At 71.5% G+C, this 26,847-nt stretch carries 31 protein-coding genes and 1 pseudogene; 19 read left to right on the forward strand and 13 right to left on the reverse strand.

Annotated elements, in window-relative coordinates; translation table 11 throughout:
* Positions 1 to 101 precede the first annotated feature (101 nt).
* The 5 genes from ABEA77_RS03430 to ABEA77_RS03450 all read left to right on the forward strand — a co-directional run bounded on the left by ABEA77_RS03430 (position 102) and on the right by ABEA77_RS03450 (position 3,083).
* Positions 102 to 728, forward strand: coding sequence for a DUF305 domain-containing protein (locus tag ABEA77_RS03430; protein WP_345640914.1), 627 nt, complete (start codon positions 102 to 104; stop codon positions 726 to 728).
* A gap of 91 nt (positions 729 to 819) precedes the next feature.
* Positions 820 to 1,722 carry a F510_1955 family glycosylhydrolase gene (locus tag ABEA77_RS03435; protein WP_079251450.1) on the forward strand — a complete coding sequence of 301 codons (903 nt, stop codon included), beginning with the start codon at positions 820 to 822 and terminating at the stop codon, positions 1,720 to 1,722.
* Positions 1,723 to 1,803: 81 nt separating this feature from the next.
* On the forward strand, positions 1,804 to 2,319 hold the full coding sequence (locus ABEA77_RS03440) for a DUF4396 domain-containing protein (protein WP_076968429.1): 516 nt from the start codon (positions 1,804 to 1,806) through the stop codon (positions 2,317 to 2,319).
* 133 nt (positions 2,320 to 2,452) lie between these two features.
* Positions 2,453 to 2,863, forward strand: a complete 411-nt coding sequence (locus ABEA77_RS03445; RefSeq protein ID WP_076968401.1) for a four-helix bundle copper-binding protein — start codon at positions 2,453 to 2,455, stop codon at positions 2,861 to 2,863.
* A gap of 49 nt (positions 2,864 to 2,912) precedes the next feature.
* Entirely contained in the window at positions 2,913 to 3,083 is a 171-nt protein-coding gene (locus ABEA77_RS03450) for a hypothetical protein (RefSeq protein ID WP_179115584.1), read from the forward strand.
* A 51-nt stretch (positions 3,084 to 3,134) separates the two neighbouring features.
* Here the strand turns inward: ABEA77_RS03450 and ABEA77_RS03455 are convergent, their stop codons facing one another.
* On the reverse strand, positions 3,135 to 3,509 hold the full coding sequence (locus ABEA77_RS03455; protein WP_076968400.1) for an ArsR/SmtB family transcription factor: 375 nt from the start codon (positions 3,507 to 3,509) through the stop codon (positions 3,135 to 3,137).
* Positions 3,510 to 3,714: 205 nt separating this feature from the next.
* Between ABEA77_RS03455 and ABEA77_RS03460 the strand changes: the two genes are divergently transcribed.
* The 3 genes from ABEA77_RS03460 (at position 3,715) to ABEA77_RS03470 (ending at position 6,259) form a co-directional block, all read left to right on the forward strand.
* Positions 3,715 to 5,088 carry an MBL fold metallo-hydrolase gene (locus ABEA77_RS03460; RefSeq protein WP_086762467.1) on the forward strand — a complete coding sequence of 458 codons (1,374 nt, stop codon included), beginning with the start codon at positions 3,715 to 3,717 and terminating at the stop codon, positions 5,086 to 5,088.
* Positions 5,089 to 5,153: 65 nt separating this feature from the next.
* Positions 5,154 to 5,513: a rhodanese-like domain-containing protein gene (locus ABEA77_RS03465; protein ID WP_345640926.1), complete on the forward strand. Its 360-nt coding sequence runs from the start codon at positions 5,154 to 5,156 to the stop codon at positions 5,511 to 5,513.
* Positions 5,510 to 6,259 carry a sulfite exporter TauE/SafE family protein gene (locus tag ABEA77_RS03470; protein ID WP_076968397.1) on the forward strand — a complete coding sequence of 250 codons (750 nt, stop codon included), beginning with the start codon at positions 5,510 to 5,512 and terminating at the stop codon, positions 6,257 to 6,259. Before ABEA77_RS03465 ends, ABEA77_RS03470 begins: the two co-directional genes overlap by 4 nt.
* Before the next feature lie 72 nt (positions 6,260 to 6,331).
* On the opposite strand, the gene ABEA77_RS03475 is transcribed toward ABEA77_RS03470, so the two are convergent.
* Positions 6,332 to 6,610 (reverse strand): metal-sensitive transcriptional regulator, encoded by a 279-nt coding sequence (locus ABEA77_RS03475; protein WP_076968396.1) that lies wholly within the window; start codon positions 6,608 to 6,610, stop codon positions 6,332 to 6,334.
* Between the two features lie 68 nt (positions 6,611 to 6,678).
* On the opposite strand from ABEA77_RS03475, the gene ABEA77_RS03480 reads away from it, so the two are divergent.
* The gene (locus tag ABEA77_RS03480) at positions 6,679 to 7,251 is read left to right on the forward strand and encodes a rhodanese-like domain-containing protein (RefSeq protein ID WP_076968395.1); all 573 of its coding nucleotides are present in this window, start codon (positions 6,679 to 6,681) and stop codon (positions 7,249 to 7,251) included.
* 52 nt (positions 7,252 to 7,303) lie between these two features.
* On the opposite strand, the gene ABEA77_RS03485 is transcribed toward ABEA77_RS03480, so the two are convergent.
* From ABEA77_RS03485 to ABEA77_RS03495, 3 genes are read right to left on the reverse strand one after another with little or no spacing between them, the layout of a single operon-like run.
* Positions 7,304 to 7,825 carry a signal peptidase II gene (locus ABEA77_RS03485; RefSeq protein WP_345640933.1) on the reverse strand — a complete coding sequence of 174 codons (522 nt, stop codon included), beginning with the start codon at positions 7,823 to 7,825 and terminating at the stop codon, positions 7,304 to 7,306.
* Positions 7,822 to 8,526 (reverse strand): cation diffusion facilitator family transporter, encoded by a 705-nt coding sequence (locus ABEA77_RS03490; RefSeq protein WP_076968393.1) that lies wholly within the window; start codon positions 8,524 to 8,526, stop codon positions 7,822 to 7,824. Before ABEA77_RS03490 ends, ABEA77_RS03485 begins: the two co-directional genes overlap by 4 nt.
* Positions 8,523 to 8,909 carry an ArsR/SmtB family transcription factor gene (locus ABEA77_RS03495; protein ID WP_076968392.1) on the reverse strand — a complete coding sequence of 129 codons (387 nt, stop codon included), beginning with the start codon at positions 8,907 to 8,909 and terminating at the stop codon, positions 8,523 to 8,525. Before ABEA77_RS03495 ends, ABEA77_RS03490 begins: the two co-directional genes overlap by 4 nt.
* Positions 8,910 to 8,957: 48 nt before the next feature.
* Between ABEA77_RS03495 and ABEA77_RS03500 the strand changes: the two genes are divergently transcribed.
* The 5 genes and pseudogenes from ABEA77_RS03500 (at position 8,958) to ABEA77_RS03520 (ending at position 15,677) form a co-directional block, all read left to right on the forward strand.
* Positions 8,958 to 9,587 carry a class I SAM-dependent methyltransferase gene (locus ABEA77_RS03500; protein WP_345640937.1) on the forward strand — a complete coding sequence of 210 codons (630 nt, stop codon included), beginning with the start codon at positions 8,958 to 8,960 and terminating at the stop codon, positions 9,585 to 9,587.
* A 395-nt stretch (positions 9,588 to 9,982) separates the two neighbouring features.
* Positions 9,983 to 11,380 carry an NAD(P)-binding domain-containing protein gene (locus ABEA77_RS03505; protein WP_345640940.1) on the forward strand — a complete coding sequence of 466 codons (1,398 nt, stop codon included), beginning with the start codon at positions 9,983 to 9,985 and terminating at the stop codon, positions 11,378 to 11,380.
* Positions 11,377 to 12,617 (forward strand): annotated as a pseudogene (locus tag ABEA77_RS03510) (MFS transporter). The gene ABEA77_RS03505 and the pseudogene ABEA77_RS03510 overlap by 4 nt, the downstream one beginning before the upstream one ends.
* A 601-nt stretch (positions 12,618 to 13,218) precedes the next feature.
* On the forward strand, positions 13,219 to 14,718 hold the full coding sequence (locus tag ABEA77_RS03515; RefSeq protein WP_345640942.1) for a TniQ family protein: 1,500 nt from the start codon (positions 13,219 to 13,221) through the stop codon (positions 14,716 to 14,718).
* Positions 14,719 to 14,927: 209 nt separating this feature from the next.
* Entirely contained in the window at positions 14,928 to 15,677 is a 750-nt protein-coding gene (locus ABEA77_RS03520) for a nuclease-related domain-containing protein (protein WP_060880406.1), read from the forward strand.
* 289 nt (positions 15,678 to 15,966) lie between these two features.
* Here the strand turns inward: ABEA77_RS03520 and ABEA77_RS03525 are convergent, their stop codons facing one another.
* From ABEA77_RS03525 to ABEA77_RS03555, 7 genes are all read right to left on the reverse strand, one after another.
* Positions 15,967 to 16,467: a hypothetical protein gene (locus ABEA77_RS03525; RefSeq protein WP_086761562.1), complete on the reverse strand. Its 501-nt coding sequence runs from the start codon at positions 16,465 to 16,467 to the stop codon at positions 15,967 to 15,969.
* A gap of 70 nt (positions 16,468 to 16,537) precedes the next feature.
* On the reverse strand, positions 16,538 to 17,020 hold the full coding sequence (locus ABEA77_RS03530) for a hypothetical protein (RefSeq protein ID WP_345640949.1): 483 nt from the start codon (positions 17,018 to 17,020) through the stop codon (positions 16,538 to 16,540).
* A gap of 127 nt (positions 17,021 to 17,147) precedes the next feature.
* Positions 17,148 to 18,404, reverse strand: a complete 1,257-nt coding sequence (locus tag ABEA77_RS03535; protein ID WP_345640952.1) for a hypothetical protein — start codon at positions 18,402 to 18,404, stop codon at positions 17,148 to 17,150.
* Between the two features lie 55 nt (positions 18,405 to 18,459).
* Entirely contained in the window at positions 18,460 to 18,915 is a 456-nt protein-coding gene (locus ABEA77_RS03540; protein WP_345640955.1) for a hypothetical protein, read from the reverse strand.
* A 42-nt stretch (positions 18,916 to 18,957) separates the two neighbouring features.
* The gene (locus ABEA77_RS03545; RefSeq protein WP_345640958.1) at positions 18,958 to 19,557 is read right to left on the reverse strand and encodes a hypothetical protein; all 600 of its coding nucleotides are present in this window, start codon (positions 19,555 to 19,557) and stop codon (positions 18,958 to 18,960) included.
* 249 nt (positions 19,558 to 19,806) lie between these two features.
* Positions 19,807 to 20,367 (reverse strand): hypothetical protein, encoded by a 561-nt coding sequence (locus ABEA77_RS03550; RefSeq protein ID WP_345640960.1) that lies wholly within the window; start codon positions 20,365 to 20,367, stop codon positions 19,807 to 19,809.
* A gap of 455 nt (positions 20,368 to 20,822) precedes the next feature.
* The gene (locus ABEA77_RS03555; RefSeq protein ID WP_345640963.1) at positions 20,823 to 21,323 is read right to left on the reverse strand and encodes a hypothetical protein; all 501 of its coding nucleotides are present in this window, start codon (positions 21,321 to 21,323) and stop codon (positions 20,823 to 20,825) included.
* Between the two features lie 274 nt (positions 21,324 to 21,597).
* Between ABEA77_RS03555 and ABEA77_RS03560 the strand changes: the two genes are divergently transcribed.
* The 5 genes from ABEA77_RS03560 to ABEA77_RS03580 all read left to right on the forward strand — a co-directional run bounded on the left by ABEA77_RS03560 (position 21,598) and on the right by ABEA77_RS03580 (position 26,060).
* On the forward strand, positions 21,598 to 21,879 hold the full coding sequence (locus ABEA77_RS03560) for an HU family DNA-binding protein (RefSeq protein ID WP_345640966.1): 282 nt from the start codon (positions 21,598 to 21,600) through the stop codon (positions 21,877 to 21,879).
* Between the two features lie 174 nt (positions 21,880 to 22,053).
* Positions 22,054 to 22,824, forward strand: coding sequence for a hypothetical protein (locus tag ABEA77_RS03565; RefSeq protein WP_345640968.1), 771 nt, complete (start codon positions 22,054 to 22,056; stop codon positions 22,822 to 22,824).
* 37 nt (positions 22,825 to 22,861) lie between these two features.
* Positions 22,862 to 25,012: a hypothetical protein gene (locus ABEA77_RS03570; RefSeq protein ID WP_345640971.1), complete on the forward strand. Its 2,151-nt coding sequence runs from the start codon at positions 22,862 to 22,864 to the stop codon at positions 25,010 to 25,012.
* Entirely contained in the window at positions 25,009 to 25,590 is a 582-nt protein-coding gene (locus ABEA77_RS03575) for a helix-turn-helix domain-containing protein (RefSeq protein WP_060880545.1), read from the forward strand. The genes ABEA77_RS03570 and ABEA77_RS03575 overlap by 4 nt, the downstream gene beginning before the upstream one ends.
* A gap of 50 nt (positions 25,591 to 25,640) precedes the next feature.
* Positions 25,641 to 26,060 (forward strand): hypothetical protein, encoded by a 420-nt coding sequence (locus tag ABEA77_RS03580; RefSeq protein ID WP_345640976.1) that lies wholly within the window; start codon positions 25,641 to 25,643, stop codon positions 26,058 to 26,060.
* Between the two features lie 49 nt (positions 26,061 to 26,109).
* Here ABEA77_RS03580 and ABEA77_RS03585 read toward each other — a convergent pair whose 3' ends face one another.
* On the reverse strand, positions 26,110 to 26,793 hold the full coding sequence (locus tag ABEA77_RS03585) for a hypothetical protein (RefSeq protein ID WP_086761579.1): 684 nt from the start codon (positions 26,791 to 26,793) through the stop codon (positions 26,110 to 26,112).
* Between the last annotated feature and the right edge of the window lie 54 nt (positions 26,794 to 26,847).

Raw genomic sequence — 26,847 nt, forward strand, 5'->3', positions numbered from 1 at the left:
CGGTTTGTTCCCCGGTAGCCGGTGTCGCGCTTCGGCACGCCCTCATCCCATGAACATGCGTGCGCCCTGTCGTGGGTGCGCGCTCAAGGAGTTGCATCACCATGATCAGCAAGCGTTCTCTCGTCCGTCGTACCGCCGCCGGGGCCGCCGCGGGTGCGGCCGCGCTCGTCCTGGCAGCCTGCGGCGGCAACGGCGACAGCTCGGCCGGACACGATGGCCACACCACCGCGTCCCCGTCCGCATCGGCGTCGGCCTCCCAGGGCCGGCACAACGCCGCCGACGTCGCCTTCGCCATGGGCATGATTCCCCACCACCGCCAGGCCGTGGAGATGGCCGACCTCGCCCCCACCAGGGCCGATTCGGCGCAGGTGAAGAAGCTCGCGGAGGACATCAGGAAGGCCCAGGACCCGGAGATCAAGACCATGTCCGGCTGGCTGACGTCCTGGGGCGAGGAGGTGCCCGCCGACGGCGCCATGGACCACTCCATGCACGGCACGAGCGGCATGATGAGCGCCGAGGAGATGGACAAGCTCAAGAACTCCTCGGGCAAGGCGTTCGACACCGCCTTCATGGAAATGATGATCAAGCACCACGAAGGTGCGGTGGCGATGGCCAAGACCGAGCAGGCCGACGGCGCCTACGAGCCCGCCAAGACCATGGCCGCAGCGATCGTCACCTCCCAGACCAGCGAGATCACCCAGATGAACAAGCTGCTCGGCAAGAACTGACCGGACACCGCAGGTGCGGGTGGGCGCCGTCCGGCGCCCACCCGCCGCGGCACCCCCCGCCTGGTTTCCCCGCCGACAGCTTGGACCCGACGTGATCACCCCTGCCCGCAAACTCCAGCGCCGCGGCCGGACGGCCGCCCTCCTGGCAGCAGCCTTTGCACTGCTTGCCGCCTGCTCCACCTCAGGACCCGACCAGAACACCACCGCCGCCGCAGACCCCGGAACCGGTCACCTGCACGGGCTCGGCGTCGACCCGGCCGACAACGCCGTCTACGCCGCCGGCCACCACGGCGTCTTCCGCCTCACCGGCAAGAAGGCGGCCCGCGTGGCCGACCGCTACCAGGACACCATGGGCTTCACCGTCACCGGCCCGTCCACCTTCCTGGCCAGCGGCCACCCCTCCCCGGCCGACCCGGAAGCCCGGTCACCGCACCTGGGCCTGATACGCAGCACGGACGCCGGCCGGACCTGGAGCACGCTGTCCGCCGAAGGCGAAGCAGACTTCCACGCCCTCGAACAGGCCGGCAGCACGCTGTACGGGTTCGACAGCCAGAGCGGGAAGCTGTGGGCCAGCACCGACGGCGGCCGCAGCTGGGACCAACGCGCCGCCCTGCCTCTGCTCGACCTCGCCGCCCACCCCCAGAACCCCCACACGGTCTGGGCGGCCACCGGAAGGGGGCTTGAGCACAGCACGGACGCCGGGCGCACCTTCCGGGCCGTCCCCGCCGCCCCGGGGCTGGTCGCCGTCGACGAGCCGGAGCCCGGACTCCTCATCGCGCTGGCCGCGGACGGCCGCGTCGTCAGCAGCCGCGGCGGCCAGACGTGGACCGAGAGCGGCCGCCTGCCCGAAGACGGCGAGCCCACCGTGCTCACGGCGGTGACCGCGCAGCGCCTGCTGGCCGCCGACAGCACCGACACCGTCTACGAGTCCACCGACGCCGGCCGCACCTGGGCCGTCCTCCACCGCCCCTCCGCAGCCGCCGACAACCACTAGAGGAATACCCCTGGGGGGTATATTGTTCTGGATGTGGGATCCGGGAACGGGCCACACAGGACGGGAATGGGGATGAACGTCATGGACCACACCGCTCACCACACCGACGACCACACCGCCCACCAGGCACATCACGGTCACGACCACGGCGGCCATGCGGCCGGGGCGTCCTGGCCGACGGCGGCGAAGGCGACGCTGCACTGCCTGACCGGCTGCGCCATCGGCGAGATCCTCGGCATGGTCATCGGTACCGCCCTGATGTGGGGCAACGTGGAGACCATGGTCCTGGCGATCACGCTCGCGTTCGTCTTCGGCTATTCCTTCACCCTGTTCGCGGTCCGCCGGGCCGGCCTGGACTTCAAGACCGCGATCAAGGTCGCGCTCGCCGCCGACACCGTCTCGATCGCGGTGATGGAGCTCGTCGACAACGGCATCATCGCCCTCACCCCCGGCGCGATGGACGCCCACCTCTCCGACGGGCTGTTCTGGTCGGCGCTCCTGGGCGGCTTCGCGGTCGCCTTCGTGATCACCACGCCGGTGAACAAGTGGATGATCGGCCGCGGCAAGGGCCACGCTGTCGTCCACGCCTACCACTGACCCCGGCCGCCCGGCGCACCGCATGGTGCGCCGGGCGCGTTCGCGCCGGCGGGGGTTAGCTGGAGGGGTACCGGGGGCTCGCGAGGCGGCTTGCCGGAGTCGCCGGCCCCGCGGCACCAAGGAGGCACACGTGATGTCCAGCACCGTCAAGGACATGCTCGCCACCTACCCGGCCGACCTCGGCGACATCGACCAGGCCAAGCTCGCTACCTGCATCGAAGCATGCATCGCCTGCGCACAGGCGTGTACGGCATGCGCGGACGCCTGCCTGTCGGAGGGCATGGTGGGCGATCTGACCAAGTGCATCCGCACCGACATGGACTGCGCCGACATCTGCACCGCCACCGCCTCGGTGCTCTCCCGCCACACCGGCTACGACGCCAACATCACCCGCACGATGCTCCAGGCGTGCGCCATGGTCTGCAAGGCGTGCGGCGACGAGTGCGCATCCCACGCCGACATGCACGAGCACTGCCGCGTCTGCGCCGAAGCCTGCCGCTCCTGCGAGAGCGCCTGCAACGAACTGATCGAGGCCCTGGGCTGAGACCGGGCTCGCTTCCGCGACAGGCCGCGACGGTCAGGGATCGGGCAGGTTGGCGAAGATTGATGCCGCGATCTGCGCGGCGCACTGTCGGCTGATGACGTGGCCGGGCACCTCGGGGCGTCTTCTTGGCCCGAACGTCGGCGTTGTGATGCTGGTGAAGAAGGTCAGCGCGTCGCGGCAGGTCCTCGCCGGGGGGCGCATCCAGGGCGCTGCCCGATGAACGCCACCGCGCTCGCAGATCCGCTCGCCACGACGCCCTTCCCTGTCCCGGTCAGGCCGCAGCCGGCGGGGTCAGCAGGTTGCCCATCGCCGCCAGCACGGACGGCTCAACCCGGTAGTACACCCAGGTGCCGCGTCGCTCGGAGGTGAGCAGCCCGGCTTCCTTCAGTTTCTTCAGGTGGTGGGAGACGGTGGGTTGGGAGACGCCGACGTCGGAGATGTCGCACACGCATGCCTCCCCGCCCTCGTGGGAGGCCACGGCGGAGAACAGCCGCAGCCGCACCGGGTCACCGAGGGCCTTGAACATCCGCGAGGCCGTCTCGGCCTCCTCGGCGGTCATCGGGCGCTCGCTCAGCGGCGGGCAGCACGGCACCACCCCCTGGCCGTCGGCGGGCTCAAGCAGCGGCAGCACCTTCGCATTCGACATGCGTCTATGTTGACACGCGTCGAACCAGCAGGCCCACCCGTCGCTGATTCCGCTTAGGCGAAGGGTCGCTTGCGTAGGCCACTCCCTATAAGTCGACGGCCTGAGCGGCAGTCGTCACGCTCCCCTCGATACCCCCCTAGGTATCTCTGTTACGGTGGATTGAGATACCCCGGGGGGTAATCGTGTTGTGAGGAGAGTGTGAGCCGTGTTCTTTGCCGAGATCCTTGAGACGGAAGGTTTGGGCAACCGCAGCTATCTGGCCGGCAGGGCCCGGGCGGCGGTGGTGGTGGATCCGCCGCGGGACATCGACCGGGTGATCGCGGCAGCGGCCCGGCGCGGGGTCAGGATCGCGGCCGTCGCGGAGACGCACGTGCACAACGACTACGTCACCGGCGGCCTGGAGCTGGCCCGGCTGACCGGCGCCCGCTACCTGGTGCCCGCCGGTGCGTCGGTGGCGTACGCCCGGGTCGCGGTGGCCGACGGCGATGTCGAGGAGATCGACGAAGGCCTGGTGCTGCGGGCCGTGGCCACCCCCGGTCACACCCCGCACCACACCTCCTACGTACTGGAGGAGAACGGGCGAGCGGTCGCCGCGTTCACCGGCGGCTCGCTGCTGATCGGCAGCGTGGGCCGCCCCGATCTGGTGGAGCCGCGACTCACCGAACAGCTGGCCCGGGCCCAGCACGCCTCCGCGCACCGGCTCGCCGCCGAGCTGGCCGATGAGGTGCCGGTGATGCCGACGCACGGGTTCGGCAGCTTCTGCTCCGCCGGCCAGAGTGGCGGCGAGCACAGCACCATCGGCACGGAGAAGGCGGCCAACCCGGCGCTCCTGAAGGACGTGGAGACGTTCGTCAAGGAGCTGCTGGCCGGGCTGGACGACGTTCCGGCCTACTACGCACACATGGGCCCGGCCAACGCCGCGGGCCCCGTCCCGGTGGACCTGACCGCCCCGGAGCGCGCGGACGCGGGGGAGATCGCGCGCCGTCTGGCGGCCGGGGAGTGGGTCGTGGACCTGCGCAGCCGTGTGGCGTTCTCGCAGGGCCATGTGGCGGGCTCGTTCAACTTCGAGGTCGAGGGCCAGCTCGCCACCTACCTGGCGTGGATGATGCCGTGGGGCAAGCCGGTCACCCTGCTCGCACAGAGCGCCGAGGACCTCGCCCGTGCCCAGCGTGAGCTCGCCCGGGTCGGCATCGACCGCCCCGCCGCCGCAGCCGTGGGTTCCCCGGCCGACTGGGCCGGTGAGGGGGCGCCGCTCGCTTCGTTCCCGCGGGCGACGTTCGCCGACCTGGCTGCCGCACGCGAGCGGGGCGAGGAGCCGGTGGTGCTGGACGTGCGCCGCGACGGCGAGCGAGCCGGTGGCTGGATCGAGGGCAGCGTGCACATCCCGGTCCACCAGGTCCACCAGCGCCTTCACGAGGTGCCCGCCGGGACGGTGTGGGTGCACTGCGCGGGCGGCATGCGCGCGGCGATCGCCGCCTCCGTCCTGGACGCCTCGGGACGTGACGTCGTCGCCGTAGACGACGGCTACACCGCGGCCGCCGACGCCGGCCTCACCCTCGTCACGCCCGCCCAGCACTGACCGCACCACCCGATCCCCGCCGGGCCACCAGAGCCGGCCGGGTCACAGGCACCAGAGGAAGCACCATGCTCTTGCCCGAATGCGGCCCCGGCCGCGTCACACCGGCACAGGCACACCGCGCCGTCGAGGACGGCTCCGCACTGCTCGCCGACGTCCGCGAGGAGGACGAGTTCCAGGCCGGTCACGCCCCTGCGGCCTTCTTCCTGCCGCTGTCCCGGCTGGCCGGGGGCGCGGACCTGCCCAGCCGGATGGACGGCCGTGACCTGCTGCTGATCTGCCGCTCCGGGCACCGCTCCCAGCAGGCCGCCCGGCTGCTCGCCGACCGCGGTGTCACGGCGCTCGACGTCACCGGCGGGATGCGTGCCTGGGCCGCCGAGGGCCTGCCCGTGCAGGACGCGCGCGGGGCGGCGGGCAGCGTCATATGACCGCGCTCGTTCTCGCCCTGCTCGCCGGGGCGCTGGTCGGCCTCGCTCTGGGATCGCTCGGGGCGGGCGGCAGCATCCTGACCGTCCCCGCCCTGATCTACCTGCTCGGCTTCAGTCCGGCCGAGGCCACCACCGCCAGCCTGATCATCGTGATCGTCACCTCGCTCACCGCGCTGCTGGCCCACGCCCGGGCCGGGACGGTGCGCTGGCGGGCCGGCCTGCTCTTCGCCGCGGCCGGGCTGGGCCCTGCCGCGGCGGCCGGCCTGCTGTCCGCGCACATCCCCGCCGCCGTGCTGACCCTGGCCTTCGCCGTCCTCGCGGTTCTCGCCGGACTGCGCATGCTGCGCCGCAGGACACCGTCCGAAGACGTGACAGCGCCCGCCTCCGTGCCCCGCGCCACGGGGGCGGGAGCCGCACTGGGTGCGGTGACCGGGTTCCTCGGGGTCGGCGGCGGCTTCCTCGCCGTACCCGCCCTGGTGGCGGCACTGGCGGTGCCGATGAGCGCGGCCGTCGGCACGAGCCTGCTGGTCATCATCGCCAACGCGCTGGTCGCTCTCGCGGCCCGCGCGACGACCGAGGTCAGCCTGGACTGGGCCCTGATCATGCCGTTCATCGCGACGGCGGTCCTGGGCGCCTGGGACGGCAAACGGCTGGCCGCGAAGGTCAGGCCAGCCACCTTGCAGCGGGCCTTCGGCACTCTGCTGCTGGCGGTCGCCGCGGTGATGGCGACGGGCACCCTGCTGTGACACACCCGTGGGGCCTGCCGTGCACGCACCATCGGTGCGTGCACCCAGGCCCCACGGGGGGACGAAAGTTTTTCAGGCCAGTGAAAGGAACAGCTTCTCCAGCCGGGCCCGCATCTGCGCGGAATCCCGCACCTCGGGATCGTCACTGGTCATGCACTGCTGCAGACCGGTCGCGATGATCGAGAACCCGGCCCGGTCCAGCGCCTTGGAGACCGCCGACAACTGCGTGACGACGTCCTCGCAGTCCCGGCCCTCCTCGATCATCTTGATCACTCCCGCGAGCTGACCCTGCGCCCGCCGCAGCCGGTTCAGCGCCGACTTCAGCTCCTCGGCACTCATGTCGAGTTGCACACCAACCTCCTCACATACCCCCGTGGGTATCCTACCGTGGGGAACCGCTCAGAAAGGCGAACCATTCCATGACCACTCCCACCGCACTCGCCCCCGCCCAGGCCGCCGCCCGCTTCGGCGAGTTCACCGTGATCGACGTCCGCACCCCCGGCGAGTACGCCACCGGACACCTGCCCGGCGCCCACAACATCCCCCTGGACCGCCTCGACGAGGCCACCGACGCCCTGAAGAAGGCCGCCCAGCGCGCCCCGCTCCTTATCGTCTGCGCCTCCGGAGCCCGCTCCGCCAAGGGCTGCGAGAAGCTGGCCGCCCAGGGCATCGACGCCACCACCCTCGAAGGCGGCACCACCGCCTGGACCGCCGCCGGCCGGGAGACCGAGCGCCCGACGGGGGCCCGCGCGACCTGGCCCATGGACCGCCAGGTCCGCCTCGCCGCCGGCACCCTGGTCCTCGCCGGCTTCCTCGGCGGTCTCGCCTGGACGCCCGCGCACTGGCTGTCCGGGGCGATCGGCGCCGGACTCGTCTTCTCCGGCGCAACCAACACCTGCGGCATGTCCGCAGCCCTGGCCAAACTCCCCCACAACCAGCCGCCCAAGAGTGCGGTCTCGTTCCAGGAGACCCTGCTGCGCGTGGCCGCCTGACCCCACCCCGGTACCCCGTGGGATGTGATGTCACTGTGGCAGGGATTCCCGGCTACTGCGGTGTGGAGCTGTTCTGTTTCGCCCCGGGCCCGGGCCGGTCCTCGCGCCAGGACAGGGCCACGAGCAGCAGGCCGCCGCAGACGATGAAGACGTCGGCGAGGTTGAAGGTGGGCCACCAGCCGGTGTGCAGGTAGTCGGTGACCCGCCCGTCCGGGGCGCGGTCGATGAGGTTGGCGAGGGCGCCGCCGAGAACGGCGGCGAGCGCGATGCCCCATGGCCGGCGGCACGTTGCAGCGGTCCGCCACAGCACGACCGCGACCGCCGTCGTGATCAGGGCAGTGACGGCGACGACGGTCCAGGCCGGGGCGTCGGCGGCGAAGGAGAACGCGACCCCGGAGTTGAAGGCGAGTTCCATATCGAGCGGTCCGCCCTCGATAGGGGAGCCCGGCAGGGCGCGCTCCGCCCATGCCTTGATGCCCAGGTCCGTTCCGGCCAGGGCGGCGGCCAGGGCCAGCAGCCCCGTCCGGCGCTTGAGGGCGCCGGACGGGGCCACGGCTGTGGTGGGGGCGGTCACTTGCAGCCGTCCGAGCAGGAGGAGTCGCCGGTCGCGGTGGCGGGCTTGTCGTCGTCCTCGCAGCCGTCGTCGCAGACGAGTTCGCCTTCCCAGGCTTCCTTGCCCTCCATGATCGCGAAGGCGGCGATGACGAAGCCGGCGACCGGGTCGATCCAGGTCCAGCCGAAGGCGGCGAACGCGAGCAGGCCGACGAAGGTGGACACCGACAGCCAGGCGCACAGCTTGGTCTCGGCGGCGTCCGCGACGACCAGGCGGGAGTTCATCTCCAGTCCGGCCTTGCGCTTGGCGCGTGCCAGCCACGGCATGATCACGATGGACAGGCCGGTCAGGGCGATGCCGACGATCGAGGTGTCGGGCTTCTCGCCGCCGAACAGGTCGCGGACGCCTTCGACGGTGACGTACGCGGCGAGCGCGAAGAACGTGATCGCGATGAACTTCAGCGCCCGGCGTTCCTTGGCCTCGTCCGGCTCACCGCCCTTGATCTCCGCCAACAGCCGCACCAGCACCACCACCGCGGCGGCGACCTCGATGCCGGAGTCGATGCCGAACCCGATCAGCGAGACCGCCCCGGCGACCGTGCCGGCCGCGATGGCGATGACGCCCTCGATCACGTTGTAGCCGATGGTGAACTTCGCGTACCGCACCGCGCGGTGCGCAGCCGGCCCGGTGACATCGGGGACGGTGGCGGGAGTGGTGCTCATCGGGCGGGCTCCTCGGGGGCGGGGTGGGTTCCGTAGGCGGGGCACAGGTCGACGGCCTCGCCGGTCGCGGCGAGCAGCTGCTCGGCTGCGGCCAGCAGGTCCAGCAGCTCCGGGCGGGCCAGCGAGTGCAACGTGGCCCGCCCTTGCGGGCGGGAGGTGATCAGGCCACAGTCGCGCAGGCAGGACAGGTGCGCCGAGACCGTGGACTGCGCCAGCCCGACGCAGGCGACCAGGTCGGTGACCCGGGCCTCGCCCTCCGCGAGCCGTTTGAGGATCGCCAGTCGGGCCGGGTCACCCAGGGACCGGAACAGCGCCACCGCCGCCGAGGGTGCCCCGCACGAGGTGGTGGCCGTACTGCCGACCGCCGTGCTATTCATCGTCATGGGACGATGATAGCTACAACTGCCGATGACATCTATGGGGGTCGTGTCATGCTGATGAACCGGATCGAGACGGCGGCGGTCAACAGCCCCGCCCGCCGGGCCCTGCAACGGTTCTACGAGGTCCCGGCGCTGATGAAGCTGGCCGGCGGCCCGCTCGCGCCCGGAGCGTGGGCGGTCGAGATTGGCTGCGGTTCCGGGTTCGGCACGCGGATGATCCTCGACCACTTCGGCGCCGCGAAGGTCGACGCCCTCGACCTGGACGCCGCCATGGTGGCCAAGGCGAGGCGCCGCCTGGCCGACCGGCCGGGGCGGGTGCGCCTCGAGGTGGGGGACGCCACCGACCTGAAGGCGGCCTTCGGCGCCGAGGACGGCACGTACGACGCGGCGTTCGACTTCGCGATCATCCATCACATCCCCGACTGGCGATCCGCCGTCGCCGAGATCGCCCGCGTCCTGAAGCCGGGCGGGGTCTTCGTCTTCGACGAGGTCACCGCACATGCCCTGGCTCGCCCCACCTACCGCAGGCTCTTCGACCACCCTGAGCACGACAGGTTCACCGCACGCGAGTTCCTGGCCGAGCTGCCACGCCACGGCCTGGCGGTCACGGGCGCCTTCACCCGCATCAGCGGCGACTACCTGCTCGGCACCGCCCGAAAGCGGGCAGCGAACCGGGGCTGAGCGTCCAGGCCGCCAGGGCACCGGGAGCCCGGCTCGTACACCGTCCGGGGTGCGCGGGCAGGGCACGGTCGCGGTCAGGTTCAGCTGGAACAGGCCGTAGCGGTTCGCATGCGTCCGGACCGGCGGGGCCAGCGGGTCCACCTCGGTGAGTTTCTCGCAGCCCAGGACCTACCACCTCGGCATCGTGTCGACCACTGGCCGCAGTGGGCAGCCAGCGGCGCAGCAGTGCGTCCGCAGGTGTCGACAACGCCGGACTGACCGCCACCGTCGACCTGCTTCACAGCACCCGAACACCACTCAGTTTCGATGATTGTCTATGTTGACGCTCATCGATACAAGTGTCATGCTGGGCCGCGCAAGCCATCGACAGATGTCGAACCACGCAAGGAGTCGCCGTGAACGCGCCCGCCACCACTGAGCTGCCCGTCGTCGTAATCGGGGCCGGACCCGCGGGTCTGGCCGCCGCCGCCCACCTGGTCGACCAGGGCATCGAGCCCTTGGTCCTGGAAGCCGGCCAGCAGGCCGGCGCAGCGGTGCGCGAGTGGGCGTACGTGCGCCTGTTCTCCACCTGGGGCGAGGTCGTCGACCCGGCCGCCGAGAAGCTCCTCGCCCCCACCGGCTGGACCCGGCCCGACCCGGCCACCTACCCCTCCGGCGGCGACTGGGCTGAGCTGTACCTCCAGCCGCTCGCCGACGTCCTCGGCGACCGCGTCCGCGTCGGTGCGACGGTCACCGGCGTCTCCCGGGCCGGCCGGGACCGCATCGTCGACGCCGCCCGCGAGCAGCAGCCCTTCGTCGTGCACTTCACCCGCGCCGACGGCCGGGAGGAGCGCGTCTTGGCCCGCTCCGTCATCGACGCCTCCGGCACCTGGGCCACCCCGTCCCCGGCCGGCGGCAGTGGACTGCCTGCGCTCGGCGAGCGGGGCGCCGCGGACCGGATCACCTACCGCGTCCCGGACCTGAAGGACCCGGCCGTGCGCGCCCGGTATGCGGGCAAGCGCACTGCCGTGATCGGCTCCGGCGCCTCCGCGTTCACCGCCCTCGCCTACCTCGCGGACCTCGCCAGGACCGAGGACGGCGCGGGGACGAAGGGCGTCTGGGTCCTGCGCCGGGGTATCTCCGGGTCCACCTTCGGCGGTGGCGAGGCCGACCAGCTCCCCGCGCGCGGCGCCCTGGGCCTGGCGGCGAAGGCCGCCGTCGACGAGGGTCACGCGGACGCCGTGACCGGCTTCCGCACCGAGGCGGTCGAGCGCGACACCGACGGCCGCCTGGTCCTGGTCGGCGAGGACGGGCGCCGCCTGGACGCGGTCGACGAGGTGATCGTGCTGACCGGCTTCCGCCCCGACCTGTCCTTCCTCGACGAGTTGCGCCTGGGCCTCGACGAGCGCCTCCAGGCCCCCGTCGCGCTCGCGCCGCTGATCGACCCCAACCAGCACTCCTGCGGCACCGTCTACCCCCACGGCCACCGCGAGCTCTCCCACCCCGAGGCCGGGGTGTACCTGGTCGGCATGAAGTCCTACGGCCGCGCCCCGACCTTCCTGGCGATGACCGGCTACGAGCAGGTCCGCTCGGTCGCCGCCGCCATCGCTGGCGACGTCGAGTCCGCCGACCGCGTGGAACTCACCCTGCCCGAGACAGGAGTCTGCGGCGGCGCCGGCCTGTTCGACGTCCCCGACACCCAGGAAGCCGACGGCGGCTGCTGCGCGCCTGCGCCGCAGCTCGTCCAGCTCGGCGCCCCCGTCTCGGTCGGGGCTGCTGAGGAGGCTCCGGCGGGCGGCTGCTGCGGCTCGTGACCGATCTGGGCACCCCCACGCGCGGAGCCGCGACCGGAACAGGGGACCGGTCGCGGCCCCGCGCCGCCCTGCCCGCCCTCTGCGCCACGCAGATCGTGAGTTGGGCATCGTCTACTACGCCTTCCCCGTCCTCAACCCCCAGATCACCCATGCGACCGGCTGGCCGGCCGGGGCGACCACCGCGGCGTTCTCCCTCGGCCTCGTCATCTCCGCCCTCGCCGGGATCCGCGTCGGACGCATCCTCGACCGGCGCGGCCCGCGCACCGTCATGACCGCCGGTTCCGTGTGCGGCACCGTCAGCCTGCTGATCGTGGCCGCGGCTCCCAACCTGCCGGTCCTCTTCATCGGTTGGGCGCTCGCCGGGCTCGCGATGGCCGCCACCTTCTACCAGCCCGCGTTCGCCGCCCTCACCCGCTGGTGGGCCCCCGACCACGTCCGCGCCCTGACCATCGTCACCCTCGCCGGCGGCCTCGCCTCCACCGTCTTCGCACCCCTGACCGCGACCCTCGCCGACCACCTGTCCTGGCGCCACACCTACCTCGCGCTCGCCATGATCCTCGCCGCCGTCACCATCCCGGCCCACGCCCTGGCACTGCGCGCGCCCTGGCCCGAGGCCCCAACGAGCCCTGCCCATAAGGCCGCCGACGCTGCCGATGCCAGGCGCAGCCGACCGTTCCTGCTGCTCGCAGCCACCTTCACCCTGTCCAGCTTCGCGATGTACGCCGTCGTCGTCGCGCTCGTCCCGCTCCTGCTGGAACGCGGGTACACCACCAGCTAGGCCGCCTGGGCCCTCGGCATCGGCGGCGCCGGACAGACCCTGGGCCGAACCCTGTACGCCACCCTCGCCCGCCGCACCACCGCCACGACCCGCACTACGGTCCTCATTGCACTCGGCGGACTGACGACGGCCGCGTTCGCCGCCACCCCAGGTCCGTACGGCCTCCTCATCGCCGTCTCGGTCGTAGCCGGCATGGTCCGCGGCAACCTCACCCTGCTCCAGGCCACCGCCATCACCGACCGCTGGGGCACCACCCACTACGGCCGCCTCTCCGGACTCCTCGCCGCGCCCGCCCACACAGCATCAGCCCTTGCACCATTCGCCGGCGCCGCCCTGGCCGTGCCCCTCGGCGGCTACGGACCGCTGTTCTTCCTCCTGGTCGTCCCCTCCGTGGCCGCCGCGCTCATCGCGCCGTGGACAGCCACCGACGCCATACGCCGTCGCACCCCAGGGCTGTGAAAACCACCAAATGCCCTGCAGGCGCAGGTGAACCCGCCCTCGCTCCGATCTTCAACCCGGAAGCGACGCGCGGGTTCGACGGTTGAGCCCTCCAGGAATCCGCGAACCCGCGCGCTTCCGATCGCGCTGCGGCCAAGATCCGCGGCGACGAAGTCGGACATCGCGGTGCTGAGCGTCGCCTCGTCGAATTCGGAGCATCGCCCCGCCAGCCCGGACAATCCGGCCGTGACTGGCTCGCCCAGGCCCTCGAGGACATCTCGGCGACCGTCGTCCACCACGCTGGCAATCACCGCTACGCCCGCGCGATCGGCCCCCGCCGTACCCCCATCATCGCCACCGCTCTTCCCCGGCCCCGGTGTCAGCGGGCCTGAGCGCCACCGCTTCACGGATCGGCAGTGCCCACCGCGGACCCCATGGCCGCTGGGTACGATCGGGGCAGGGCAATCGCGCCACGCCCGACGTCCCGCCCGACCGCGCCCACGCCGCCCGGGCACCGAGGCCAAGAGTCTGAGACTCGCGCGAGGTGATTGGCCTGCCGTGATGTCCTCCATCGACGGTCGCAGCGCGTGGGACAGACGACCGTGGACAAGGTGCGACACCCATGACGAGCAAGAGCCAGCGCGAGATCGACCGTGCGATTCGCCAGTACCAGACCGACCACCCGGGCACCTCCCTCTCGGCGGCCCGCCGCGCTATCGAGCGCCGCACCGAGACCTTCACGCCCCCCGCCCGCCTCGCTCACGTCGTGCCGCCGCGCGCGGGCGAGTCGCTGGAGGACTGGATCGGCCGGCTGGCCGAAGCCAACGAAGTCCGACGGCACCGGATGATGGAACTCCTCGGCCTGGAGCCCGGACGATCCGCCCTGCAGCGGCTCCGCGGCCTCGCCGAGCACATGCCGGACCACACCGTGAACCGACTGCACGCCGCCACCGGCATCGACGCCGAGCAGGCCCGCGCGATGGCCGCCATCGGCCCCAAGCCGGACCGGAAAGCGCCGATGTCCGCCGAGCAGGCGGCCGACCACCTCCACGGCCTCCTGGCCAAGGCTCGCGCCCAAGCCGAGACCGAAGGGCTTCCTCCCTCGTCGTCCTGGTCCCTGCCCTTCGTCGAGCCGCACATCACCCGGCTCGGCGGCGCTGCCGCCCTCCGCACGGCAGCCAAGCGCGCCGCCCGCCGACTGCGCATGAGCATCCGCGTCACCGTCTACCGCCGCGAGGGCGATCCGGACCAGCTCATCACGGTCAACAACCAGGGCCCGTTCAAGACCGTCAAGCGCGACCCGGTGGACACCCTCACGACCACCCCGTTCACAGACGACCTACAGCCCGGCCCTTGCAGCGCCCCGTGCGACTGCCGCCACGGCTACTGCATCAGCGGCACCGACACCTACTTCGGATCGACGCCGTGGCCGGGGGAGATCTGGAACGCGATCCGTCCCGACACCGACCTGCGGACCCTGCCCGAGGACTACCGCACCACATACGACGTCGACATGCTCTTCGCCCAGCTCACCCACCGCGACTTCGACGACTACGGCAACATCCTCGACCTCACACCGTTCCTCGATGGAGCCGAGCTCGGCCCCCTCGCCGACGTGCAGGTGTACGCCACGAACGCCCGCGGACACTATCGCGGCCGCTCCCACGGCGCCCTGTGCCAGCACGCCGATACCCGAAGCGGCCGGGGCTTCGGCCCGCTGCCATCGCAGCAGCACGAGATTCTGCCGCTCGCCGAACTCGTCGAGATCCTCCGCCCGCTCCACCACAGCCGCCGGCACCAGGGCCTGGGCGACCTGATCGGTCCCGGCGCCGCACGCCGCGACCGAGACCTGGAAGACCGCTGGTGCTCCTACTGCGGCGGCTACTCGATCCGCCGATTCGCGACCCCCGAGGCGTGCGCCCACTACCGCGCCGAACGCGAACGCTGGTCCCAGCTCCCCGATGACGAGCCCCGTGACACTGCTGACGACGCCGGCGACCCGATTCTCGACCTGCTGAGCAAGGCGGACAGCTTGCTGGACTCACCCGCAGTCCAGCGGATCTTCGACGCCCACGACCGAGCCATGGGGGCCATGCCGGCCCAGCCGCACGACCGGCCCTAACCCGGGCCCGCCCGCTTCCTTCACCGCACGACGGTGGCGCGGGCACGTCGCCAGGAATTCACCCACCAGGTCTCGGACAACCCCCGCTGGACGGCCCGGACTCCTCACCCGAGTCCGGGCCGTCGCGTTCTCGGCGCCCGGACTCTGTCCACAGCCAGCCACGCGCACCATCGCCGTCTCCGTACCCGCGTGACCTTGGAGGAGACCGCATGCCCACGACGCGATCGAAGCGCCGGCCCGGCGCCGGAGCGAGCGCCCAGGCCATGGCCGACACCATCCGCGCGGCCGAACGCCGCAAGCAGCACCGCACCGCCGCGTGGGCACTCCCGCTCCTCGTGACGCCCGCTGCGCTCGGCATCGGCTACCTCGTGGCAGCCGTGACCGACTGGCACGCCGGACTCGCCGTCACCGCGGTGACCATCGTCCTCGCCCTGCGCCGGCTCTACCGCAGCAAAGGCAGCACCTGGGCTACCGGAGCGGCCGGCGAACGCCGCACCCGCTGGATCCTCGCTCCGCTCGTCTGGTGCGGATTCGGACGCTGGGCGGTTCTCCACGATCGCCAGGTACCTCGCTCCCGCGCCAACCTCGACCACATCGTCCTGGGCAGGTGCGGGCCGGTGTACGTGGACACGAAGACCTGGAAGTCGAAGAAGGCCAAGGTGCACCTGCGCAGCGGGAAGCTCTGGTACGGCAACCATCCCCAAAAGGACTCCATCGACACCGTGTTGTGGGAGGCGAGCCGTGTTGCCGGCGTCCTCGGCCACCCCGTCCTGGCCGTAGTCGCCGTGCACTACGCCGCGGTCCCTCCCGGCGGTCTCATCAGCCAGGGGGTGACCATCATCCAGTCCAGCGAGCTGCGCCGCTTCCTGCGCGCCCTGCCCAAGGCGCCTGGCTGGGACCGGGCCCGCATAGCGACCGCCCGCCGGCAGGCCGACATCCAACTGCCGCCCGCCGCCTGACGGAACACGCCCGGAACCCGCCGACGACCGGCACCCGGCCGGGCGGGCGAGGGGCAGGGAAAGCCGGCAGGACACCTTGCTCCCTGCGCGGCATAATTCGCGTGCTTTCGGCAGCAGTTGGGGCTACTGTGACAGATGTACGCCCCGGGTAGCAGTCACTGCGAATCCCCCCTCGCACACTGTCCGGGGCACAGCTTGGTAAGCCCCGGTGTCCGCCTCTGCTCTCTGGAGCACGCGGCCCGGGGCGCAGCCTTGTTCGGGCCCGACTGCCGCGCCGCCCCTGCCGAGTTCAGGACGGCGCCTTGCCTGGACGCTCGTCGACCTCCACCACGGTGTACGTGGTGGTCATCCGCACCAGCCGAACCTCGGCGTCAGGGTGGCGCTCCCGGCGCTCGCGCAGCCGGTCCTGGGCCAGGTCGTACTCGTCGTCGCGGTAGCTGAACCGGAACCGGCCAGCCGAGTGCAGCACCTCGACGATCCATACATCCACAGCAGGATCGGCTTCGACACCTGCGCCGACAGGCACCCACGCCCGGGTCGGGATGCGAACGGGCACCACCTCGGTGGCCTCAACGGTGGTACCCCAGCCGTGGTCCACGACGCCCTGGCGCTCGGTGAACGGCCTGTCGTAGTCGACAGCCCAGTAGGCGTCCCGATCCGCGAAGACGCAGCGCCGCCTCTCCGCCTCGCGCCCGTTCAGCACGTGGAAATCGGCGACGGTCGGTCGGGACAGATCGAGCGGAACGCCCAGGACGTGCAGCTCCGCAGCGGTGAAGATACGGGTACCCACGGCTCTCCTCACAGTGGGGCGGACGGGAGGTCCCGGGGGCCATGGGCGACGCCACGGCCCCCCAGGGGAATCACTGAAGAGCGTCGGCGTCTGCCAGCTGCGCGACACGGCGGCCGAGCTCGGTACGGAAAGCCCGGAACCGGGGCCCGTGGAGGCCGGAGCCCCCGTCGTTCGGCTGGACGGCACCGGAGTCGTCGCGGTACTCCGCCAGCCCGAGCGCGGCGAGCCCGTTCCGCGTGACCCAGTGGACGTTGGGCAGGAACGCCTCGTCCTCATCGACCCGGCTGGTCAGGTCGCGCCACTGGGACTCGGTCAGCACCGCGCGGCGTCCGGTCAGGGTGATCCGCCACGCCGTCTTCCCCGTGTAAGCGAGGGCCTCGGAGTCGCTGAGCCGGTACCCGTCGGAGTCCTCGCGGTAGATGAATCCGGCATCGAGCATGGCCTTCAGCAGGCGGGAGGACACCTGCGGGGGAAGGTGCCCGTCCGGGTCGGCGATCGCGGTCTTGAGGTGCTTGGACTCGGTGGCGGTGGCCTGGCGCGGAGCCTGGGTCACAAGGGCCTCCTTCGAAGCGGAGCGGTGGATGGGGTGGTGCGGTCCGCGACGCGGCCGCGGACGGGGTTGAGGTGAACGTGATGGGAGGGCGGAACCGGGGTTCGCGCGGGAGGACGGCTTCGGCAGGTCAGCGGCCGAGCGCCCGGTACTGCGCCTCGCGGGTGCGGTGCCGGAGGGCCTGCGCTTCGCGCTCCCGCTGTTGCGCCTTGAGCTGCGCCAGCTGCTCGCGGCACCTGGTCAGCTCCCGGGGGGCCTCACTTTTCGCCGCGGCGAGCTGCAGAGCCGCCGCGTCAGGGCGGTCGAGGTAGCGCAGGGCAAGGGCGCGCAGCACCGCGGAGGCGCGCCGTTCGGTCGCCCGGGACGCGGACATCCCGGCCCTGATGCCGCTGCTGGCCGAGGCCGGCAGGCGGGCGGGAGCCGAGGTGCTGATGCCGTCGGCGCGTTCGTGGTCCCACACGCCGGTGATGCGGACGCCGTGGACGGTCGGCTCGTGTTTCTGCTCGCTCGGGTACGGGCTGGTGGAACGCAGGTGGCCGTAGGTGACGCGCACGCCGGAGGGCAGAGGCAGTGGACGGAACCGGTCGCGGCCGACGGTGAACCGGCCGTGCACATGGGCCCCCGTCGCCTCGTACACGACCGTCCCGGGGACCACCTCGTTCACGGCGACCTCGCGGACCGCCAGGACGCCCAGGGGCTGTCCCTTGGCGTCGACGATCGGCACCTTCACCGGCGACGGGTCGGCCGGGCGGACCGGACGAGGCCGCCTGCGCAGCACGCCGAGCACGGCGTTGACACGATCACGCACCGCCTTGCGCTGCGCCTGGAGCTCGGTGATCTGGTCCTCGAGCGCCTGAGCCTCCTTGGCTTCATGGGTGGCGAGGGCCTCGGCCTCGGGACGCACGGCGGCCATGCCCAGGTCCGCACGGTGAGGGAGAGCGGCCCAGTGGCGTACCAGTGCGCGCACCACCGCTTCGGTACGGCGGCGAACTCCGAAGCTCAGCTCGCGGTGGGTGCGGTTGTCCCGCAGACAGGTCGCGTACCGGCCGAGGAAGTATCCGGAAGGCGGACTGTCGGGGTCGATGTGCTCGGTCCAGCCGTGCAGGCGGACGTTGTAGACGACCGGCTCGTCGGGCCGGTGGGTCCAGTAGAACGACAGATCGTCCTCCCCGGGCTCGGCGTTGTCCCCGAACTGAACCCGCACCGTGCTCGGCAGAACGCTCCGGTCGTGAAGAACCTCGGGGATGACGACGAAGGAGCCGCGCACGTGCGGGCCGCGCACCGTGTACCGGACGTGCCCGTGCTCCAGCGTGGTGACGCGCATCGCCAGGGTGCCCATGCCGGGCACATGGACGTCGTCCCGGCGGGTGATGGGGCGGGTGGTCACGGGTCACCTCCTGGCGGTGGAACGCGGATTGCTGGTGGGCGGGATGCGTGGCGGGTTACGAGAGGTCGGGGTCGGAGCAGTGGACCGCCCGGGACCGACCCACGGCGTCCGTGACCGTCCACAGCGACTCCGTGATGCCCAGGTCGACCTGCCGCCCGCGGGCCTCGTCGGCCGCCTGCTGGGCGTCGTCGACGTCGTCGATCGCGATGCGCCAGGCCGCGAGGAACGTGCGCGGTGCCGTGGAAGGCGCGGGCACGTCGGGAATGAACACGAGGGCGCCGAGGTCGACGGCGCTCTCCCACCCGGCCCGCCGCAGCGTCTTGGCGAACGCCGCGTTCTGCTCCTCCTCCAGGTCCCAGGTGTCGGAGCTGAGCGGGTTGTACCGGACGACGAGGTGAGTCGCGCCGAGGTCGGGACGGAAGACGAGAAGTTCGCTCAGCTCGTGGCCGGCCGCGTCGAGCGCGGCACAGACGGCGGAGACGGCCGGGTCGGCCTGGGCGGTCATGGGCATGGAGAGTCCGTTCTCTGGAAGCGTCGGCTGACGGGGGATGGGCTACGCGGCGAGCAGGGCGTGCAGTTCGGTCACACGGCGCTCGGCGTCGGCCACGGCGGTGACGGCACGCAGCGCAGTCTCCCGACGCGCGCTGAGCTGGGCGCTGTAGGTCTTCAGGAAAAGCTGCGCGGCCTGCCGGCGGGCAGCGGAGGTCAGTTCGTCGAGGTCCTCGCGCTCGCGCCAGGTCTTGAGGACGGCGTCGAGGACGGCCCTTGCGTGCCGGTGGGTGCGAGGCGGAAGCCACTCGGGGCGTCCGGTCTTGCCCCGGCGAACGGGCCGGTAGTCCGAATCGCTCTCGGCGATGCGGACCGGTCCGGTGAGCACGATGTTGTTCACCGACAGCGGCCGTGATTCGTGAAGAGCGAAGGCGGGGGCGAACTTGTCCGGGTTGATGATGAGTTCACCGGCTCCCGGGTCGGGCATGGTGGGGTCGTCCGCCGCGGCGGCGGGGGAGAGCATTACGCAGCCGCGCACGTGCGGGGCGTGGAGCCGGTAGAGGACATTTCCGGAATGGACGTCGGCGCGTGCGGCGATGGTGAGCCGACCGTAGGTCCCGAGATCGTGGGCGGTGTGCTCCTCGCGGACTCGTGGATCAGGCACGTGGGCTCCTTCCGGCGCTCGGAGGCCGACTGGCCCGCCCGGGGGGATGGGCGGGCCAGTCGGAGGGAGCCGTCCGGCGGGCGTAGGGGAGCGCCGGACGGCGGGTCGATGTGCCGCCCTGCTGGGGCGTGCCGTGCGCACCCCAGCCAGGCTGACGCTTATATCTTAACTTGTTGCGCACCATGGGGCAACTTAAAAGGGTCAACGAGTTCCGTGCCTTCTGTGTACGGACCGGGCGCGGGCAGCCGGTCATGGTCGCGCGGCCGGTGCGGCGGGACAGGCGAAGACCTGGCCCTGGACCAGGACCGTGCGCGGGACGGGAGCGACCGGCTGGAGCGGTGCCGCTTCCTGCGGGACCGGGACCCCCTCCAGCTCTGGGACCGTGTCGGGGTTAAGCAGCCCAAGGATGCGCAGCCCCAACTCGGCGGGCACGCCCGTGATCTGAAGATCCATGCTGGTCGCGTCGCGGCTGAGTCTGACCTCGCCGGCGGCGAGGGCGGGCTGAGTTTCGATGCCTCCTTCGCCGCCCGACCAGTAGGACCTGGACCGGCCCGCAGACCCCCGGTGCGGCATGGCGCTGTGCCCGAGGCTCGGCAGCACCTGCTCCAGGCGGCGGTTCATCGCGATCCGGGCCTGCTCATGCTGCGCGGCCTCGGCGGCGTCCTTCAGGGCAGCGTCGATCGTCGCGAGGTACTCAGGCAGCAGGCGGCGCCTGATCTCGCTGAAGATCCGCGCTGGTGGCTGCTCCGTGCCGACCGTGATCGGATCGGCGCGCGGACCGGAGTGGCCCGAGGGGTAGGCGCCCTCCACTGTCAGGCGCCGGCCCGCCTCGCCCTTGAGGTGCTTGTTCTGGTGACGGAGCCCGACGCCGAGTCCTGAAGGATGCAGGAGGGTGGCCGAGTAGACGTGGGATTTCTCCGAGGTGCGGTGGGTCCAGCCGCCGCCCGTGACGCCGTGCCCATTGAAGAGGTCGGCGAGAGCACGCCCGAGGGCGTCGGAGCGGGCGCGGACAGATTCCGGGACCGTGATGGATTCCTCCTCGTGATGATGATGTGGCGGGCGCGGTGCCGGGACGCAGGCTTATGGCCTGGGCGTCTCGGGTGTTGCATGGGCTGGGGTATGCGGAGCGAGTGCGACGGTCCGGGCCGCGGCGATTGCATCGCGGACCCCGTCGAACACGGCCCGAAGTGCCTTGAGCGAGCTGTCGGGGAGGGGGTGAGAGCCGGGGCGGCTCACGTCGTGCCCTTTCGCGAATGGGCAGAGCGTCAGCGGGTCTCCGTCAGCACCTGGCGGTCCTGGCGGAAGCGCTGGACCAGGGGGAGATGAGAACCGTCCTGCAGCAGCATCGGCAGCTCGGCGCCCGCCGGCTCGCCGTCAGCGATCCGGCGGGCGTAGGCGATGGCCTCCTCGAAGGCCGTCAGGTACGAGTGCAGTTCCTCGGACGCCCGTCGTCGCTGCCGCCGCTCCCGGCCGGTCCATGCCTCCTCGGTGCGCTGCTCGTTGCGCTGGTGGACGCGCTTGAGCAGGAAGTGCCCTCCAACCAGAGATGCAAGGACCCGGCTTCCGGCGACGACATCGCCAGTGGCGGAGGCGCTCATCGGCAGGACGTCCGCAGCCGCGTTGTCGACGGCGAAGGCGATCGCCTTCCAGGCGTCGTCCTGCAGAAGGCCCTCGTTGGCGCGGCCGGCCCGGCCGCGAAGGGCGGGGAGCCTGAGTCGCAGGGTGAATCGGAGCCGGGGCAGGAGGGTTATGGCGGTCGAGCTCATGGTCGAAGTCCCCTTCGCAGTAGGAGGGCCGTTGGTGCGTCAAGGGCAAGCGCCGGACGGAACCGGACAGGTTGAGCCCAGGGGCAGGCGGCCGGGAGAGGGTCACTGAGACGATCAAGTGACGCTAAAAAGTTAAGCTATGTTTCAGTTGTGGGTCAAGTTAATCGGGTCGACCTTTCGAGGGGGTCGCGCCACGCGGCAAGGATTGTCAGTGGGGCCTGGCAGCATGAAGGGGCAGCAGCCGCACAGGCAGAACGAACATGGAGAACCCCATATGAACCGCAGTGAGCTGGTGGCCGCGCTGGCCGACCGCGCCGAGGTGACCCGCAAGGATGCCGACGCCGTGCTGGCCGCTCTCGCCGAGACCGTCGGCGAGGTCGTCGCCAAGGGCGACGAGAAGGTCACCATCCCCGGCTTCCTGACCTTCGAGCGCACTCACCGTGCCGCCCGTGAAGGCCGCAATCCCGCGTCGGGCCAGCCGATGACCATCCCCGCCGGCTACAGCGTGAAGGTCTCCGCGGGCTCGAAGCTCAAGGACGCCGCTAAGGGGCAGTAGCCGTACCTCGGTCGATCGGCATGGGCGCGCGAGCCCGCTGATCCGCCGTTGAGTCGCCGATGGGGCGGCCCGGATGCTCCCGGGCCGCCCTATCGGCGTCACAGTCGCCCCAACTGGCCGACAAACATGGGAAAACATAGGGACACATGGGAAAACACTGGTAGGTTGTATCCCATGAATGAGGCGCTGGACGCGATCGAGAGGCAGATGTCCCGGCTCCGGACCGAGATGCGGACCGCGGCCGAATCCTCGGATTCCGGCCGCCTCTCTGAGCTCCACGCGCAGCTCCGGAGTGCGCAGGACGCCTGGACCGCACTGCTCGGCACGCCCGCCGGCTCCACGGTCGCCGCCACGCGCCCCCTGAAATCCGTTCGGGAGCAGGTGCTGCAGACCCTGACCCTGATCGGGGCGCCGGCGAGCCAGAAGACCATCCGGGCCGTGCACGACGCGTTCTTCGGCGGTGCGCTCCTGAGCTCCGCCCGCATGGCCAGTCTCCGGCGGGATGAGGAGCGCAGCTTCCGGAACAGCAGGACCACGCGCACCTATGTGTGCCCGGCGCTGCTTACCCAGACCTTCCGATCCGCCCGCTCCTTGCTCGTCTCCTCCGAGTGGCCGCTGCACCAACGCCTCATCGCCTCCGGATCGGGCCAGGTCAACTACCTGACCATGGCGGTGAACCTGGCTGCCGCGGCCGAGGGATTCGGTGACCAGGCCCGCGAAGAGGGTCACGCGATCAACGCGCTGCTGGCCAGCATCGCGCTCGACATCCCTGGCGTGGCCGGGGGCACGTCGGTCAGCCCGGCACGGATACGAGCTGCGGCCCAGCGAGAGCTTGACCGCCTGCTCCCCGCAGACCAGGAAGCCCGATCCCAGGCGGCGAAAGCCGGCGCGCAACTCGACCCCACCGAGCAGATGTTCGGCATCGCAGTACCCCAGAACACCTGACGACCTCTGCAAGATGACCCGAAGGGCAGGACAGACGATGACCCAGGTGCGCCTCGCCGGGTGTGTGGGCTGCATCGGCAGCGACCGCCCTGGCTACGTCGTCGTATGGAACCTCGACGGCGGCCAGATGCTCTGGGAGTGGAAGCGCTGCCCCGAGAAGTGCACCGCCGAGTCCCGCGCCGCGACGATCGAACGCCTCAGCCGGCGTCGCGCCGAGCAGGAAGCCGAAGAGGAAGCCCGTCGGGCCCAGGCCCAGGCTGTCCCCGAACCTGCCCCGCAGCCGGAGCCCGCCTCCGAGCAGGCGCGCCCTCAGCCCGTGCGCCACCCCGCCAGCCCTCGTCCGGCGCCCGCATTCCGCGGCCGCACAGCCGCAGGAGCCGCGCGTTCCGGCGGCCGGAGCGCCCCGGCTCGCAGCGGACGCAGCGCCGCTCCGGCCGCGAATCCGCCGCGCCGCTGGCCGGCCGTCGCACTCGACCACGGCACCGAGGGCTGGGAGCTGGACGTCGCCCAGGTCCCGCGGCCCGCCGGTACGAAGCTCACCGACTGGTTCGCCTGGCTCGGCACCGGCCTGCCACTGCGCATCGACCGCGTACACGACGCGGGCCGGACCGGCGACGGCCTGGTGTGCCTGTCGGCCGCAGCCCTCAAGACCCTCGGCCTGCCGGCGTCGCTCCCGACCACCGAGAAGGCGCTGGCCGCGCTCACGAAGAAGCTCACCACGGCGGCCGCGAGCGTCGGCATGGAGCTCTCCCAGGAGATCGGCCCCATCTTTCACGCGTTCCGCAGGGCGGGCGCCCCGGGCGGGCCGAAGTCGTCGCTGCGCGTGGTGATCACGCCGTGGATCGGCCAGGGCAGCGAGAAGCAGCAGGTGACGAGCGCGCTGATCGCCCAGCTCGCCACCGCGCCCAACGGCGACCTCGACGCGCTGACCCTTGCCCGCCGCATCCGCACCTACGTCGCCGATCTCGGGATCGCCCCCGGCGTCACCCCGGCCACCACCAGCAAGCTGCTCCTCGACGCCGTCCGCCCCCGCTCCGAAGCATTCCAGGACGAGCAGGGCGAGTGGCGCTCCCGGCTTCGCGACGGGGCACTGCCCGGTGGAGACACCGCCGTGCCTCCGGCCGCCGGCGCCCGCCACCCGCTGACCCGCGAGCTCCAGGAGCGCGGCGAAGCCCTCTGCGAGGAAGAGGACTTCAAATGGTGGGCCAGGCCGCTCACCGAAGCAGAAGCGGCCATGCCGTACGCCGTCGCGTGCGACGTCTGCGCCTCGTACCTGTCGGTCACGATGTCGCTGCGGCTCCCCGTCGGCCCGCTGGAACACCACGCCGAACCGGTCTGGGACACCAAGTCGGCGCCCGCCGGCCTGTGGTGGTGCGACTTCACCGACATCGAGGTCGACCCCCTGCTGCCGCACCCGGCGACGTTCCACGGCGAGGCCCCCGCCGGGCCCGGCTGGTACGCCACGCCGACGGTCGCCTACATGGTCACCGAGTACGGCTTCGACCCCACCACCATTTCCGAGGCGTACCTGTCCACGCTGACCGTGCCGTTCCTCAAGGAGTGGACCGTCCGCCTGCGCGAGGCATACAAGCGTGTCTACGCCGTGCTCGGCCTCAAGGACGGACAGGAGCCGGAGGAGTTCCTCGCCGCGTACGCGGCGCACAAGGACATCGACGCCCAGGACGTCGAGCGCGCCGACGCCCTGGTCCTGGCCGGGCTCTACAAGGCGATCTACAAGGGCGGCATCGGGAAGTGGACCGACGGAGCCCAGCACCTCGACGAGGAGGTGTGGCTGCAGGAGATCGTGGCCAACTGGTCCTACCGGCCGGAAGTGCGCTTCCAGATCATCGCCGCCGCCCGCATCGGCAGCCACCGGCGTATGCGCAAGACGTACAAGAAGACCGGCCGGGCCCCCTTCGCGATCAACGTCGATTCCTACCTGTACGCCACCGAGGAGCCGTCACCGCTGGAACTGCTCACCCCGCCGGAGAACGGCAAGCCCGTGCTCGGCGTACTGCGACTCGGCATCGGGCCCGGCCAGTTCAAGCACGAGGCGAGCATCCCCATGGAGGCCATCCTGGAGATCATGAGCAGCGGCGACCACCCGTCCCGCCTCACCCACGACTACGACACTGACGGCGTCGCCCTCACCGGCGGCGAGCAGGAGCAGGAGACGGCGAGCCCATGAGCGGTCAGGACAGCACGCCCACCCCCGGAGCCAACGCCCGGCTCAAGGAGACCCTCTTCCCCTCCCGTAAGGCCCCGGCGCGCACCACGACGCAGTCCGAGCACGTCCGCGACCGCAAGTACGGCGGCAACACGGCCGCCATGGCAGCCGCCTACAACGTCACCCCGCGCACCGTTGGCCGGTGGATCGACGGCACCCGCACCCCGCGCGGCGCGAACGCCACCCAGCTGCGGCAGGAGGCCACCGAGGTGGCTACCACCTCACGGGGCCGAGAACGCCGCGCCCGCGAGATGGAAAAGCGAGACCAGCAGGGACTCCCATCCGGCTACGGCGCGACCGTCAACCGCGCCAACAGCTTCGACATCCAGGGCTCCAGCGCGCTCCGCAGCCGCAACATCCCCATCCCCCTGACCAGCGCCCAGGTCGCCAAGCTCGCCCGCACCATGGACGAAGCCGAAATCGAGGCGGTCATCGCGCAGGGGATCGCTGAATACATGAACGGCGGCCGCGTCTCCGGAGGCTTCAGCCCCAGCGACTTCACCTTCAACCTCGACGACGTCACCTTCAAGGGCATGTGAGCCGCCGAACGGGACGCCGCTCTGTCAGTGCCGTCGTGCAGACTGACCCGATGGAGAGCGCACTGACTGGGCAAGGAGCTGTTGCCCGCATCCTGCCGGCACTCCCCGACACCGACCCGGAAGCGGGAGAGATCCGCTGGGACCGGTGGGAACCGGCTCTCCTGGTCACCCACATCGACCCCACGTGCAGGACCTGCGCCTTCCCCGGGCCACTGTCGACCGCGTTCGGCAAGACCTGGTACACGCCCGAGCCGACCCAGGTCCGCATTCAGCGGTCCCGCCCCGGTGAACCCTCCAAGTGGGCGCGGGTGCAGGGCAAGCCGTACTGGTGCAAGACCCACTACGCGGTGCGCTGCCCGCAGTGCGACGAGATGACGGTGTACCGACGCCAGGGCTGGGTGGAGATCCACTACCGGCCGCCCACTACGGAACGCGCCGTGCCGTCGACGGACGACAACGTCCTCTTCTAGCCGCGGAGTCGGCGCGCACGCCGGTCAGGCGCCGCGGCCGGTGCTGGTGTCAGGCCGGCTCCGCAACCTCGGCCTCGACGCTGCCGGGCTCGGGGTAGCGCGCAGCCGACAGCAACTGCGCAGCCTCGATGCCCCGTTCGATCCCCGACCGGTAGACGTCGCCGACGGTGGTGACCTTAGCGGCAAGACGTTCGTACTCCGCCAGCGGATCTGGCAGCCGGGACATCTCCTCCGGGCCGGGCGCAACAGCCGGCGGCACCAGCCCGGGGTACTTGTCCCGCCACTTTCGGATCTTCCGAATGGAGTCGACCGATGTATGCCAGCAGGCGGCCAGCACCTTCTCGGCCAGGTCGCTCGGCAGCCGCAGCGGGATGCTCTCCGGGAAGCCGCCGGTCCGCGATCCAGGCCACCGGCCCCCGAGGGAGCGGGCCTCGGAAGGAACCGCGGGCCACTCACGAGCCCAATGCCGCTCCTGGAGCTCTTGCTTGATGCCGCAGGCCGCGAGGGTGTCGATCGTGTCGATCAGCTCCGCCGACCCGCGCAGACGTTCCACCTCCAGGCGCCAGCGGTCACGAACCGCCGCAGCGCCCTCGCGCGACAGGCCCCGAGTCTGCCACTCCGAGCCTGACGAAAGGATGATGCGGCGGCGCTTCTCGACCTCGAGGGCGTCCTTCATCCGCTGCCGGGTGCCCGCGACCACCCACGCCGTCGCCGCCGCCGTTCCCTGCGTCACTGCCGCTCACCAACTAACGTCGCACTTTGCAATGGACAGTTGGTCAGGCTACTG

It is taken from the genome of Streptomyces tremellae, from assembly GCF_039540215.1.
Classification (GTDB): Bacteria; Actinomycetota; Actinomycetes; order Streptomycetales; family Streptomycetaceae; genus Streptomyces; species Streptomyces tremellae.